The sequence below is a fragment of the Ruegeria sp. AF3 genome (assembly GCF_056536285.1).
The window spans coordinates 37,981-52,144 of sequence record NZ_JBQFJM010000003.1 but is presented as its reverse complement, the minus strand read 5'-3'; the positions used below and the strand labels follow the sequence as shown (position 1 = coordinate 52,144).

At 56.4% G+C, this 14,164-nt stretch carries 14 protein-coding genes; 10 read left to right on the top strand and 4 right to left on the bottom strand.

All coding sequences use genetic code 11. The annotated features are described in order from the left end of the window. Positions 1–82: 82 nt before the first annotated feature. Complete coding sequence (locus tag ACR3FC_RS20470) at positions 83–661, top strand: hypothetical protein (RefSeq protein WP_480478280.1); 579 nt, start codon at positions 83–85, stop codon at positions 659–661. Here ACR3FC_RS20470 and ACR3FC_RS20465 read toward each other — a convergent pair. The 4 genes from ACR3FC_RS20465 to ACR3FC_RS20450 form a co-directional block, all read right to left on the bottom strand. Then, a complete protein-coding gene (locus tag ACR3FC_RS20465) occupies positions 655–855 on the bottom strand; it encodes a hypothetical protein (protein ID WP_480478278.1) in 201 nt (66 codons plus the stop codon). The genes ACR3FC_RS20470 and ACR3FC_RS20465 overlap by 7 nt on opposite strands. A 77-nt stretch (positions 856–932) precedes the next feature. Next, positions 933–1,253 (bottom strand): helix-turn-helix domain-containing protein, encoded by a 321-nt coding sequence (locus ACR3FC_RS20460; protein ID WP_480478276.1) that lies wholly within the window; start codon positions 1,251–1,253, stop codon positions 933–935. 89 nt (positions 1,254–1,342) lie between these two features. Beyond that, entirely contained in the window at positions 1,343–2,062 is a 720-nt protein-coding gene (locus ACR3FC_RS20455; RefSeq protein WP_480478274.1) for a response regulator, read from the bottom strand. After that, the gene (locus ACR3FC_RS20450) at positions 2,059–4,056 is read right to left on the bottom strand and encodes a PAS-domain containing protein (protein ID WP_480478272.1); all 1,998 of its coding nucleotides are present in this window, start codon (positions 4,054–4,056) and stop codon (positions 2,059–2,061) included. The genes ACR3FC_RS20455 and ACR3FC_RS20450 overlap by 4 nt, the downstream gene beginning before the upstream one ends. A gap of 185 nt (positions 4,057–4,241) precedes the next feature. Here ACR3FC_RS20450 and ACR3FC_RS20445 point away from each other — a divergent pair, with 185 nt between their 5' ends. From ACR3FC_RS20445 to ACR3FC_RS20405, 9 genes are all read left to right on the top strand, one after another. Continuing rightward, positions 4,242–5,882, top strand: coding sequence for an acyl-CoA synthetase (locus ACR3FC_RS20445; protein ID WP_480478270.1), 1,641 nt, complete (start codon positions 4,242–4,244; stop codon positions 5,880–5,882). 67 nt (positions 5,883–5,949) lie between these two features. Then, positions 5,950–6,708: an ABC transporter ATP-binding protein gene (locus ACR3FC_RS20440; protein ID WP_480478268.1), complete on the top strand. Its 759-nt coding sequence runs from the start codon at positions 5,950–5,952 to the stop codon at positions 6,706–6,708. Positions 6,709–6,761: 53 nt separating this feature from the next. Then, on the top strand, positions 6,762–7,460 hold the full coding sequence (locus ACR3FC_RS20435) for an ABC transporter ATP-binding protein (protein ID WP_480478361.1): 699 nt from the start codon (positions 6,762–6,764) through the stop codon (positions 7,458–7,460). A gap of 23 nt (positions 7,461–7,483) precedes the next feature. Continuing rightward, entirely contained in the window at positions 7,484–8,689 is a 1,206-nt protein-coding gene (locus ACR3FC_RS20430) for an ABC transporter substrate-binding protein (RefSeq protein ID WP_480478266.1), read from the top strand. 69 nt (positions 8,690–8,758) lie between these two features. Then, a complete protein-coding gene (locus ACR3FC_RS20425; protein ID WP_480478264.1) occupies positions 8,759–9,649 on the top strand; it encodes a branched-chain amino acid ABC transporter permease in 891 nt (296 codons plus the stop codon). Between the two features lie 13 nt (positions 9,650–9,662). Next, entirely contained in the window at positions 9,663–10,586 is a 924-nt protein-coding gene (locus tag ACR3FC_RS20420; RefSeq protein ID WP_480478262.1) for a branched-chain amino acid ABC transporter permease, read from the top strand. Positions 10,587–10,646: 60 nt separating this feature from the next. After that, entirely contained in the window at positions 10,647–11,405 is a 759-nt protein-coding gene (locus ACR3FC_RS20415; RefSeq protein ID WP_480478260.1) for an electron transfer flavoprotein subunit beta/FixA family protein, read from the top strand. Further along, positions 11,405–12,328 (top strand): electron transfer flavoprotein subunit alpha/FixB family protein, encoded by a 924-nt coding sequence (locus ACR3FC_RS20410; RefSeq protein ID WP_480478258.1) that lies wholly within the window; start codon positions 11,405–11,407, stop codon positions 12,326–12,328. The genes ACR3FC_RS20415 and ACR3FC_RS20410 overlap by 1 nt, the downstream gene beginning before the upstream one ends. Before the next feature lie 16 nt (positions 12,329–12,344). Further along, positions 12,345–14,132 carry an acyl-CoA dehydrogenase gene (locus ACR3FC_RS20405; RefSeq protein ID WP_480478256.1) on the top strand — a complete coding sequence of 596 codons (1,788 nt, stop codon included), beginning with the start codon at positions 12,345–12,347 and terminating at the stop codon, positions 14,130–14,132. The last annotated feature ends 32 nt before the right edge of the window (positions 14,133–14,164 follow it).

Sequence of the window (14,164 nt, the reverse complement as noted above, 5' to 3'; positions counted from 1 at the left end):
AAAGTCATATGGAGTCAATACGACATATTGCAGATAAATACATATTGCGCGATAGTCTGCGCAACTTTTGCGGGAGAGTGACATGAAACGGCAATTGATGGCGGCGGCGATGGGGGTGATGGCGGTGTTTGGAGCCCCGGAGAAGGCGCAGGCCTATGACATCGACTGCGCCATCATGCTCTGCATGGCGGGTGGTTTCCCCCCGAGCGCCGTATGTGCACGGGCCTATCGCACCATGATCCGCCGCATCACGCCCTGGCCAAGCCTGCCGCCCTTCGGGGTCTGCACCTTCGCCCATGTGCCGGTTGAGCTGGGTGGACCCGGCGGAGAGGGTGAGCTCGACACCAACCTGCCGGAGTATGAATGGCTGAACCGCACTCATGTGATCTGGTTCACCGGGCGCTCCTACGAGCCGCGTGACGAACCACGTCAGTGGGACTGGTCGATCCGCTCCTGCGATCGCGAAAACCGGACATGCCGTTACATTCAGCGGGTCTACGGATCCCACACGCCCTGGCCCGCGACATTCATCTCGGAAAGTGGACAAGAGATCGCCTATCCGACCAGTGGCGGTCTTTGGCACTTCTATTCCCGCAGCATCATGGTTGAATTTGGCGACTACGAGGGCAACATGGGCCACTCGGAGTGGTTTTCCTACTGATCTGAACTTTTACTGGGCGTCAGGGAAAACGGGCGCAGCTCAGCCAGACAAACATCAAAGCGTTCCGGATCGACATGCCAGCGGCGACTCACCGAGCCGTCATTCCAACGGTAATCGGTGAACAGGTGGATCTCCTGCGCACCATCGTTCAGAAACCCTTCCTGGAAAGGCCAGCCTGTCTTTCTCTTCGCCATTTACCCGCGCCACTCGTACCGTTCTTGTCCTTGTGTCTTTTCTGCTGAGCTGTGCGATCAAACTCGGATGAAACGGACTAGCGCTTCACAAAAAGTTCGACGGGATCGACATTGAGCGCCTTGGCGATGCGTTCGAGAAGGTCGAGGGAGGCGGCGAACTTGGCGTTCTCGACCTTGCCCATATGACCGCGGCTTACGTTGGCTCGATGGGCAAGCTCCTCCTGGCTGAGGCCGCGGGCGCGTCTCAAATCCTGGATGTTCTGTGCTACACGGTCCCGCAGTCTCATGCCTTTGAGACGGACACGGTGCATGATATATCGCCACGCGATATATGTTACATTCGCAGATGAAGAGAAGAAATCGTCGAACGGCGCAGGGTTGTAGTGAATATTTGCCAACCAGAAAGCGCGGCATTCGTCTACTCGCTATGTGATGTCATACTGCCAGAGATTCTTTCATTCCGTAGGTTTGGCATTGCTTTGAAGGACTATTCACCGTCTTTCCTCGGTGCTGCACTAAAGACATATCCGGCGCCATAGACGGTTCTTATCAGTTTCGGTGTTTTCGGGTCGTCGCGCAGCTTCTTTCTGAGACGACTTATTCGCGCGTCCATACTTCGATCAAAGGGACCGTCATGGTGACCCACGGTTGCGTCAAGCAATTGATCGCGGCTCAAGACCCGCCCCGCGGATTCAACGAAAACTTTCAGGAGGGATGCTTCCGATGCACTCAGGGTCTCTATGCTACCGTCGGAATGGGTCAATGTGCATGCGTTGAAATCGGCCGCCCACTCTCCGAATTCTACGTCCTGTCCAATGGGTTGCAAATTCGGTGTTGAAGACGACGAATAGCGCCGCAGAACTGCGCGGACGCGCGCAACCAATTCTCTGGGCTCGAAAGGTTTTACAACATAATCGTCTGCTCCGATTTCCAAGCCTACAACCCGGTCAGTAACATTGCCGCGTCCAGTTACGACAATTTTCGGCAAAGAGCCCAAATTGCCGGCGTCTTGAAGGAGAGTCATGCCATCACCATCGGGCAAACTCAGATCTATCAAGCAGAGATCTGGGACCTGTTTTTTCATAGCGATCTCTAGCTCCGAAAGTTTTCGGAGACACACAACTTGCATGCCTTGTTGCTTGAGCGTCCGTGATATCAGCTTGGAAATATCTGGATCATCCTCGATTAGGTAGATGAGCGTCCTCATTCTATCTTCATCCGATCTTCGGCGCCGTCATAATCGTCAACTTTCGTCGCTGTGAGGCATGAACGGAGTTCATCTGCCTCAAATGGCTTCTTTAAAAAGATAACATCCGAGGGCAGTTCATCTTCGGTTTGTATGGACCGATTTCCACTCATTAGAATTACCTTGATTTCATCAAATTGACTTTTCAAAACATGAGCCAACCCAATCCCGTCCATGGTGCCAGGCATGCCGATATCTGAAATTACGATCGAGATATCTTTGATCTGGCGGATGAGGTTCAATGCTTCGTCTGCATCGCCCGCCTCTACGACCGGGTAACCCAGGCCGGCTATCTTTCGACGCACCGTGCGACGGACGTCAATGTCGTCATCTACCAAAAGCACTAGGCCCGAACTCGTCGGAGAAATCGCTCCGGTGCTTTCGATACTTCTCAGCTTTTTGCCGGACGGGTCAGCTAATGGTTTTTTCGTATTCAGTTCAACGCTTGGCAAGAGGATTGAGAAAGTCGTTCCCTTGCCTAGTGTACTATCAACGAAAACGGCGCCGTTCGATTGTTGCACGAAGCCGTAGACCATCGATAAACCTAGCCCGGACCCTGAACCAGCAGCTTTCGAGGTGAAGAACGGTTCAAAGATCTTTTCCGAAAGATCGGGCGCCATTCCACAGCCATTGTCGTGGAAACTGATTTTTACATAAAGGCCTGTTGGAAGATGCGTCATATCTGCATGATCCTGAGTCATTTCAAAGGGCTCAGATCGAATTTCAATATTCCCCCGTCCGTCGGTAGCGTCGCGTGCATTCAGCGTCAGGTTGAGCATAGCCATTTCGAGTTGCGAAAGATCGACCAGCGCTATGGGGAGATTGTCACTTTGTTCTACAGTAATCGTCAAACTTTCCGGGACTGAGGATTCAAGCAGTTTCGCGATTTCTGTGATCGCCTCGCCAATATCAGTTGGGGCCGGATCGAACTGTTCGCGCCGCGCCAATGACACCAGACGTTTTGTAAGCGAAGAACCACGTCGTGCGGCGGAAATGGATGGAGCCACATATTCTTCGACGAGTTCATCCGAAATGAGCTCGGTCAGGGGATTAAGATTGCCCAGGATAATGGTTAATAGATTGTTGAAATCATGAGATATTCCGCTGGCCATCCGACCAAGTGCATCCATCTTCTGGGAGCGCATCAGCGCATTCAAGGTTGATTTCCGCCGGGTAACATCAATGGATACGAGATAGAAACCGATCACTTCTCCCGACGACGGTTTTTCAGGTCGCAACAGTGTGCGCACATCCTTGAAGCGCCCACCTGGCAGCTCTAATCGCATCTCGAAATCAACCAGAATGCCGCGCCGTGCCTGTTCGAAAAAGCGCGAGGATTCTTCCATGGTATTAGGGTGAAGCACATCGTAGGCGTTCAGCCCGACGGCGGCATGTTGATCGACCTGATATGCGCGAGCGAACCGCTTGTTCATGTAAAGGAGGGTCATATCCTTATCGACGTGAGCAATGCCAGCTGGGACTTCGTCTGCAATTAAGCTCAGACGCTCTTCACTGAGCTGTAGCTCGCTGCTTCGCTGGTCAACCTGTCGCTGCAATTCCTTAGTTCTGAGTGTGTAACGTGTGGTGTCAGAATAGGTGGTGACAAAACCGCCGTTGGGAAGCGGCGTACCTGCCACAAGGATTGTTGCTCCGCTAGACGTGGTGCGTTCCAACTGGTGCTTTTGAAACTTGCGGGCGGTCTCAACGCGAGCGCCGACTTGCTCGGACACATCCCCCTCACCATATTCTCCGCGTTCGGCGTTATATCTGATGAAGGAGTCGAAGCTCGCCCCTCGGTAAGCCATGTCGGCAGGATAGCCATAGAGGTCCAGAAATTTGGTGTTCCAAGCGACAAGCTTAAGATCTTGATCAAAAATGGTTATTCCCTGATCAAGATGTTCCAGCCCTTCCAAAATATGAACGGCGTCTGTGATTTCTCTTGGCTGCCTGACCACGAGGTAACCTCCGAAAAGCGTGATACCGGCCTTATGATTGGGGGCGCGTGGCGGATTACCAAGTGAAATTTCCTCCGCGTCACAATTGAGTACAATTCAAGCAAACTTCCGCAAGATCAGTGTGTGTAGTTAAGGCCTCGTAAACCGGCCCATGAGTCTCGGTCGGTCCAAAGGGGGGGAGCTACATGTCGCACGCTGGCATCTACAGTTCAGGTCTTGACGCGAATTCAGCGAATTTCGAAGCGCTTACGCCGCTCAGCTTTGTGGAGCGGACGGCGACAATTTATCCGGAATATGTCGCGGTGGTCTACAACGACCTTAGGCTTACGTGGGGCGAAACCTACGCACGGATGAAGCGCCTGGGTAGCGGTTTGGCCGCGCGCGGAATCGGCAAGGACGATACCGTTTCGGTCATTGCCGCCAACATCCCGGAAATGTTCGAAGCACATTTCGGCGTCCCCATGTGCGGTGCTGTGCTGAATACTGTGAACACCCGCCTCGATGCAGAGGCCATAGCGTTCATTCTCAACCATGCAGAAGCCAAGGCGGTTCTGGTCGATCCAGAGTTTTCCGAAGTCGTCGGCACCGCCATCAAGATGACCGGCCGTGATGACATGCTGGTGGTTGATATCGAGGATGCGAGCTTTGAGGGCGGAACGCGTGTCGGGTCGCTAACCTACGAAGAGTTGTTGGCCGAGGGTGCTGAGGATTACGATTTTGTTCTTCCCGGCAACGAATGGGACGCAATCAGCCTGAACTACACATCGGGCACCACCGGCGACCCCAAGGGGGTTGTCTACCATCATCGTGGCGCGGCCTTGAACGCGCTGTCCAATATCGTGACCTGGGGCATGGGTCATCATTCACGGTATCTGTGGACCCTGCCCATGTTCCATTGCAACGGCTGGTGTTTTCCTTGGACCATCGCCGCGAATGCCGGCGTATGCGTCTGTCTGCGTGCCGTGCGCGCGGAACCGATCTATCAGTTGATCCGCGATGAAAAGGTGACCCATTTCTGCGGCGCGCCGATTGTTTTGAACATGCTCGCGAATGCTCCGGATGAGCTGAAGGACTTCAGCCACGAGGTAAAAGTCATGACTGCCGGGGCATCGCCGCCCGCGGCGGTCATCGCAAATATGGAAAACATGGGGATCGAAGTCACCCATGTCTACGGTCTCACAGAGACCTACGGTCCTTCCGTGGTTTGTGCCTGGAAAGGTGGATGGGACGAAAAATCGACAGATGAGAAAGCCAAGTTGAAAGCGCGGCAAGGCGTCAAGAATGTCGCTTTGTCCGCTCTCATGGTGGCCGATCCGGACACGCTGGAACCCATGCCCAACGACGGCGAGTCTATGGGTGAAATCTTCATGCGCGGCAACAATGTGATGAAGGGTTACCTCAAGAATCCTTCGGCAACGAGCAAATCTTTCAAAGGAGGCTGGTTCGCTAGCGGCGACCTTGGGGTCATGCACCCCGACGGCTATGTCGAGCTGAAAGACCGGTCCAAGGACATCATCATCTCGGGCGGTGAAAACATCAGCTCGGTTGAGGTCGAGGATGTGCTCTACAAACATCCTGCCGTCATGGAGGCCGCCGTCGTGGCCCGTCCCGACGAGAAATGGGGGGAAACCCCTTGTGCCTTTGTTGCGCTCAAGCCGGGCAAAGACGCGACGGCTGAAGAGATCATCGCCTACTGCCGGGAAAACATGGCGCGGTTCAAGGCCCCCAAGACCGTCGTCTTCGGTGAGCTGCCGAAGACTTCAACCGGCAAGGTTCAAAAATTCGTCCTGCGTGATCGAGCAAGGTCGTTGGAAGAAACATCCTGAACCCTCCCTGCAACTGGGGGAGGGCGTTTTCCTCCCGCGTTCCTCCCCAACTTTTCCGGGTAAGACAATGACCAACACTGGACAATACATTCTTGAAACCGACGGACTTACGAAAGAGTTCAAAGGCTTTACTGCCGTGGACAATGTGGATTTGCGGGTTCAGCGGCACCAAATCCACGCGTTGATCGGTCCCAATGGCGCGGGCAAGACAACTGTCTTTAACTTGTTGACCAAGTTCTTGATTCCGACGCGCGGCTCAATCAAGTACAATGGCGAAGACATCACACATATCAAATCGGCAGAGATCGCGCGCAAGGGTGTGATCAGATCCTTCCAGATTTCGGCAGTCTTCCCACACATGACCGCACGGGAAAACGTGCGTGTCGCTCTGCAACGCAAACTGGGGACATCCTTCCATTTCTGGCGTTCGGTCAAGTCTTTGAGTGGACTGAATGACCGAGCAGACGAGCTTCTAACGATGGTTGGGCTCGAACGGTTTTCCGACAGCCAGGTCGCAGATATGTCCTACGGCCGAAAGCGGGCACTAGAAATTGCTACCACGCTGGCGATGGAGCCAGAGTTGATGCTGTTGGATGAACCGACACAGGGCATGGGCCGTGAAGACGTGGAATTGGTCACCGAACTGATCCGTAAAGTCTCGGCCAACCGCACCATCCTCATGGTCGAGCACAACCTCAGCGTTGTTTCTCGTCTCTGCGACACAATCACCGTTCTGCAGCGCGGCGCCGTCCTGACCGAGGGCAACTATCAGGAAGTTTCGGCCGACCCGCGCGTCAAGGAAGCTTACATGGGGAAGGCGGCATGACAACTGCGACCGTAGAAAACCACGAACTAGGTGGCCAGCACGTTTCCGAGCATATCGAAGAGCTGCGGATCCAAGACCTGCACGCATTTTATGGCGAAAGCCACGCGTTGCATGGCATCGACATGACGGTTCATCAAGGTGAGCTGGTTACCCTGTTGGGGCGAAACGGGTCCGGGCGCACCACGACGTTGCGCTCCATCATCGGGCTCATTTCCCATCGCACCGGGTCGATTGTCCTGAAAGGGCAAGAAACAATCAAATCGCAGCCGCACACGATTGCGCACCTGGGCGTCGGCTATTGCCCGGAAGAACGCGGAATCTTTGCCAGCCTGAACGTCGAAGAAAACCTGATGCTGCCGCCCGCTGTGGCTCCCGGCGGCATGTCGGTTGAAGAGATCTACGAGATGTTTCCCAACCTTGCCGAACGGCGCAAAAGCCAAGGTACGCGGCTTTCGGGCGGGGAACAGCAAATGCTGGCCATGGCGCGCATCTTGCGTACCGGCGCAAACGTTCTGCTGCTTGATGAAATCACTGAAGGTCTGGCGCCAGTTATCAATGACAAGCTGGCTGATGTTCTGATCGAGCTCAAGACCCGTGGCTATACCATCGTGCTGGTGGAGCAAAACTTCCGCTTCGCAGCACCCTTGGCGGACCGGCATTTCATCATGGACCACGGTCACATCGCCGCCGTCATTCACAAGGACGAACTGGAAGAAAAGCAGCACGTCTTTGACGAATACCTAAGCGTTTAACCAACTACTCCGGAGGAGAAACTATGAAGCTTACGAAATACCTGGCGGCCAGCGCGTCCGCCGTCGCAATGATGGCGTCCGCTGCGGCGGCAGAGATCAGCGATGGCGTGGTCAAGATTGGCCTGATGACCGACATGTCTTCCGTGTACTCGGATGTCGCTGGCCAAGGCGCTGTAGTGGCCGCAGAAATGGCAATCGAGGAATTTGGTGGCACTGTCGCCGGTGCGCCGATCGAAATCGTTACTGCCGATCACCAGAACAAAGCCGATATTGCGGCGAACAAAGCGCGCGAATGGGGCGATACCGGTCAAGTCGATGCCTTTGCCGAACTGGTAACGACCTCGGTTGCGCTGGCTGTCTTCGAGGTTGCCAAACAACAAAACAAGATTGCACTTGTGTCCGGCGCGGCTTCGTCTCCTCTGACAAACGATGCTTGCATCCCTACCGGCCTGCACTGGACCTATAACACCCGCGCACTGGCGGTTGGCACGGGATCGGCAATTGTCAAGGAAGGTGGCGACAGCTGGTACTTCTTGACCGCTGACTACGCTTTTGGCGAAGCACTGCAGCGTGACGTTTCGGCCGTTGTCGAAGCCGAAGGCGGCGAGGTCGTAGGTGCGGCAAAGCACCCGTTCCCGGGCTCCGACTTCTCGTCCTTCATTCTGCAGGCACAGGCGTCGGGCGCCAAGATCATTGGTCTCGCCAATGCCGGCGCTGATACGGTCAATGCGATCAAAGCCGCCAACGAATTCGGTGTCGTCGCTGCTGGGCAAAAAATCGCTGGCCTCTTGGTCTTCATGCCGAATGTCAAATCCATCGGTCAAGATGTGGCTCAGGGGCTTCAAATGACCGTGTCTTTCTACTGGGACATGGACGAAGAAACTCGCGCCTGGTCGCAAAAGTTCTACGAGCGCACCGGTACCATGCCGACGGGTGTTCAGGCGGGCACATATTCGTCTGTGCTGCATTACCTGAAGGCCATCGAGGCCACCGGTTCGGATGACACCGACACGGTTCTTGCCAAGATGCGCGAAATGCCCGTTCAGGACATGTTCGCCAAGAACGGTGTCCTGCGTTCGGACGGCCGCATGGTGCACGACATGTACCTTGCGGAAGTCAAAGCGCCTTCTGACTCGGATGGTGAGTGGGACTTGCTGAAGATCGTGCGCACTATTCCGGGAGAAGAAGCTTTCGGTCCGCTTTCGGAATCGACCTGTCCGACAAAGTAATCGTGACCGGCCCGGCAGCCGGACAGCCTGCTGCCGGGCACAACTCGCAAAATATGGGATATCTGGGACATGTTGACTGATCTGTTGGGCTTCCCGCCACAAGTTCTCTTTGGCCAGCTTTTGCTGGGCCTCATCAACGGCGCGTTCTACGCGGTTCTTTCTCTGGGACTGGCCGTCATCTTTGGGCTGCTGAACATCGTCAACTTCGCCCATGGTGCCTTGTACATGCTCGGCGCGTTCGCCACCCTTGCGGTGACCAAGTACCTTGGTGTCGGCTACTGGGGTGCTCTCATCATTGCGCCGCTGATCGTTGGCGCATTTGGCATCCTTCTTGAAAGACTAATGCTGCGGCGTCTCGCGGGCGTCGACCACCTATACGGCCTGCTTCTGACCTTTGGTCTTGCGCTGGTGATCGAAGGCACATTCGTCAAACTTTTCGGGTCGTCCGGGCTGCCATATGCGGCACCCGAGGCACTGCAGGGCGGGGTGAATCTCGGATTCATGTTCCTGCCTTGGTATCGCGGTTGGGTTGTGGTGGCGTCGCTGGCCGCGTGCCTTGCGACCTGGTACCTGTTCGAACGCACGAAGATTGGCGCCTACCTGCGCGCAGGCACCGAGAACCCGAAACTGTTGCAGGCGTTCGGCGTGAACGTGCCCCTGCTGACAACGCTGGCCTATGGCTACGGCGTCGCTCTGGCCGCCTTTGCCGGTGTGCTGGCCGCCCCGATCACGCAGGTGAACCCGCTCATGGGATCGAACCTGATCATCGTGGTCTTTGCCGTGGTCGTGATCGGCGGCATGGGCTCGATCATGGGCGCGGTCGTGACCGGCCTTGCCATGGGAGTCATAGAGGGGCTGACCAAGGTTTTCTGGCCCGAGGCCTCGTCCACTGTCATTTTTGTCGTCATGGCTATCGTCCTGGTTTTGCGCCCGGCCGGCCTGTTCGGCAAATCCGCTTGAAGGAGCTGAGCTTATGAACACCAAGATCGGTTACCTTATCGCGATCGCATTGCTGCTGGTGGCACCCTTTGCGATCTACCCCGTTTTCCTGATGAAGCTGCTGTGCTTTGCCCTTTTCGCCTCTGCGTTCAACCTGATCCTCGGATATGGCGGTTTGCTGAGCTTCGGGCACGCGGCCTTCTTTGGTGGAGCAGCATACGTCACTGGTCATGCTCTGAAAGTCTGGGGCCTGCCGACTGAACTGGGCATTCTGGTGGGAACCGTGATCGCGGGCGTGCTGGGGCTTGCCATAGGGCTTTTGGCGATCCGGCGCCAGGGCATCTATTTCGCGATGATCACCTTGGCCATGGCGCAGATGGTCTACTTCTTCTTTATCAGCGCTGACTTTACCGGCGGCGAGAATGGGTTGCAGGGTGTTCCGCGTGGGACGGCTCTTGGGTTTATTGACCTGCAAGACAATCTCAACATGTATTATTTCGTGTTGGCCATTTTCGCGCTCGGGTATTTCATCATCTCGCGTGCAGTTAACTCACCGTTTGGGCAAATCCTCAGTGCCATTCGAGACAACGAAGACCGCGCAACTTCCCTTGGCTACGATGTCGACCGCTACAAGCTGCTGGCCTTTGTGTTGTCCGCAACTCTGGCAGGTCTTGCCGGATCGACCAAGACGGTGGTGTTTCAACTTGCGTCATTGACCGACGCACATTGGCACATGTCTGGCGAAGTGGTCCTCATGACCCTCTTGGGTGGGCTTGGAACCATTGTCGGTCCGGCAGTTGGTGCCGGGATAATCGTCACGCTCCAAAATTACCTGGCGTCCGGTCCTCTTGGTGCCTGGGTGCCGGTGGTGCTGGGCATCATCTTCGTCATCTGTGTGCTTGCCTTCCGTCGAGGCGTAGTCGGCGAACTGCGCGAAATGCTGCGCAAGTCCTTTTGACAATCGGTGGGGCCAAAGCGGGCCCTCCATTAACGCAAAATGTATCGCAGGAAGAACGTCATGAAACTACTCGTACCTGTCAAACGCGTGATCGACTACAACGTGAAGGTTCGCGTCAAAGCGGACGGTAGCGGTGTCGATCTTGCCAACGTCAAGATGTCAATGAACCCGTTCGACGAGATTGCCGTAGAGGAAGCAATCCGGCTGAAAGAAGCCGGTGTAGCTACCGAGATTGTGGTGGTCTCGATCGGCGTGAAGCAGGCGCAGGAAACCCTGCGAACGGCGCTGGCCATGGGTGCGGACCGCGCAATTCTGGTTGTGGCTGCCGATGATGTGCACATCGATATCGAACCGCTGGCGGTGGCCAAGATACTCAAGGCCGTGATCGACGAGGAACAACCAGGCCTGGTGCTGGCAGGCAAGCAGGCAATCGACAATGACATGAACGCGACCGGCCAGATGCTGTCAGCGCTTCTGGGTTGGAGCCAGGCGACGTTCGCCTCTGAGGTCAAGATCGACGACGATCATGCTGTCGTTACCCGCGAGGTTGATGGCGGTCTGCAGACGATCAAAGTAAGGATGCCCGCCATCGTGACCGTGGACTTGCGCCTGAATGAGCCGCGCTATGCGTCGCTGCCTAACATCATGAAAGCCAAGAAAAAGCCACTCGAGGAGAAGACTGCCGAAGATTACGGCATCGACGTTTCTCCGCGTCTCCAAGTGGTCAAGACCTCCGAACCGGCCGAACGTGCGGCCGGGATCAAGGTCGGCTCGGTTGACGAACTTGTGGCGAAACTCAAAGAAGCGGGGGCTGTGTAATGGCTGTTCTTCTCCTTGCCGAAGTAAACGATGGCGCGCTGTCGATGGATGCCACAGCGAAGGCGGTGACGGCCGCCAAGTCTCTGGGCGATGTGACAATCCTGTGTGCGGGCGGATCTGCCGCCGATGCCGGGAACGAGGCGGCCACGATTGACGGCGTCGCCAAGGTACTGGTCGCCGAAGACGAGGGGCTGAGCCACCGTCTGGCTGAGGCCACCGCAGAGCTGATTGTGGGTTTGGCCGGTGATTTTTCCCATATCGTCGCCCCTGCCACCACCGATGCCAAGAACGTGCTGCCACGCGTGGCCGCACTTCTGGACGTCATGGTTCTGACCGATGTGTCGGGTGTGGTCGATGCCGACACGTTCGAACGCCCGATCTATGCGGGCAACGCCATCCAGACGGTGAAATCGTCGGATGCCAAGAAAGTCATCTCGTTCCGGACGTCGACATTTGACGCAGCGGGGACCGGCAATTCGGCATCTGTCGAAACCATCGGCGGCGCGTCTTCGGACCTGTCCTCTTGGGTCGAAGACAAGTTGGCGGAATCCGACCGCCCCGAACTGACATCGGCTGGTGTTGTCGTATCAGGTGGTCGTGGTGTCGGCTCGGAAGAAGACTTTGCGCTGATCGAGAAACTCGCCGACAAGCTGGGGGCCGCCGTTGGCGCCTCGCGCGCGGCGGTCGATTCAGGCTTTGCCCCAAACGATTGGCAGGTGGGCCAAACGGGCAAGGTCGTGGCACCGGATCTTTATGTGGCCATCGGCATCTCGGGGGCCATTCAACACCTTGCCGGCATGAAAGACTCGAAAATCATTGTCGCCATCAACAAGGACGAAGAAGCCCCGATTTTCCAGGTCGCCGATTTCGGCCTCGTCGCCGACCTTTTCGACGCCGTCCCGGAACTCACTGAAAAATTGTAAGCGTGGAGACAGAGCAATGAGCTATTCCGCCCCATTAAATGACATGATGTTCGTGCTCGAGGATCTCTGCGATTTGGATGGTGTATCCAAGTTGCCTGGTCTCGAAGATGCAACGCCGGACATGATTTCTGCTATCCTCGAAGAAGCTGGGAAATTCGCCGGTCAGGTGCTGGCGCCGCTGAATGTGATCGGTGATCAGAAAGGCCTGACTCTGACCGACGGAAAGGTCGGGACGCCTGAAGGTTGGGCCGCTGCCTATCACCAACTGGTTGAGATGGGCTGGAACAGCCCGACAACGGACCCCGAACACGGGGGAATGGGACTGCCTGCGGTGGTCAACGCTTGCATCCAAGAGATGTTCAACGGGGCCAATACAGCCTTCCAGCTGTGTTCCTTGCTGACGCAGGGCGCAATTGAGGCAATCGAAGGCTATGCCGAGGATTCGCTGAAAGAGACCTATCTTCCCAAGCTGGTGACAGGTGAATGGACCGGCACAATGAACCTGACCGAACCGCAGGCCGGATCGGATCTTGCGGCGATCAGGTCGAAGGCCGAACCGCAGGGTGATCATTACCTCGTATCCGGCCAGAAGATCTACATCACCTATGGTGAACACGATATGGCTGAAAACATAATTCACCTCGTTCTTGCGCGCCTGCCCGATGCGCCTGCCGGGGTGAAAGGGATTTCGCTATTCGTGGTGCCGAAATTCCTTGTGAATGCCGATGGCTCCCTGGGCGAACGCAACGACGTGCGCTGTGTTTCGATCGAGCATAAACTCGGCATCCATGCCAGCCCAACTTGCACTCTTGCTTTCGGTGATAACGGGGGAGCGACGGGTTATCTGGTGGGCGAACCCAACAAGGGTCTGCAGTACATGTTCGCAATGATGAATAGCGCGCGCCTCGGCGTCGGTCTGCAAGGCGTCGGCATTGCCGAACACGCCACCCAGCATGCCATCAATTATGCGATGGAGCGCAAACAGGGGGGTACACCCGAAGGCGCTGAAGCCACGATCATGGGGCATCCCGACATTCGCCGCATGTTGGGTTTGATGAAGGCCCGCACCGAGGCCGCAAGGGTCATCGCTTACCGCGCCGCGCGGTCACTGGACTACGCGCATCGCGCCACGGATGCCGACGAAAAGGCGCGTCACCAGCGCCGCGTCGATCTGCTGATACCGATTGCAAAGGGCTGGTCGACGGAGCTTGGCATCGAAAACGCGTCGCTTGGCGTGCAGGTGCATGGCGGCATGGGCTATGTCGAAGAAACCGGAGCCGCACAGCATTTGCGCGACGCGCGCATCACTACGATCTATGAGGGCACCACCGGCATCCAGGCATTGGATCTCGTCGGTCGGAAAATCCAGCGTGACGGCGGCGTCGCGGCCAAGGAACTGGTTGCGGATATGCGCGCATCTGCCAAAGCCTTGGGAGAGCAAACCTCTGCCCATGCTGATTGGGCGATGCTGTGCGCGACAATCATGGACGCGGCGGACACGGTGGAAGACCTGACGGATTGGCTATTGGCTCAGAACGGGTCTGAACCCTTGGCGGGTGCTGTGACGATCCTTGAATGCTTCGGCATATGTCTGGGCGCATGGGCCATGGGGGACGCGGCGATCAGCGCGGCAACCCGCCTTGAACAGAGTCGAAGCCCGGCACATGCGCAAGCAAAGCTCAAGATCGTGCACTTCTACATGAAGAACGTCCTGCCCAAGGCTGCGTCGCTTTCGGCGACGGTCAAGGGCGGCGCCGGGTCGGTTCTGGACCTGACAGCGGCCGATTTCGGCGTGGAGGCGTGAGGCCCTTCTAGAGGGTTTGTCGTCGCTGGACG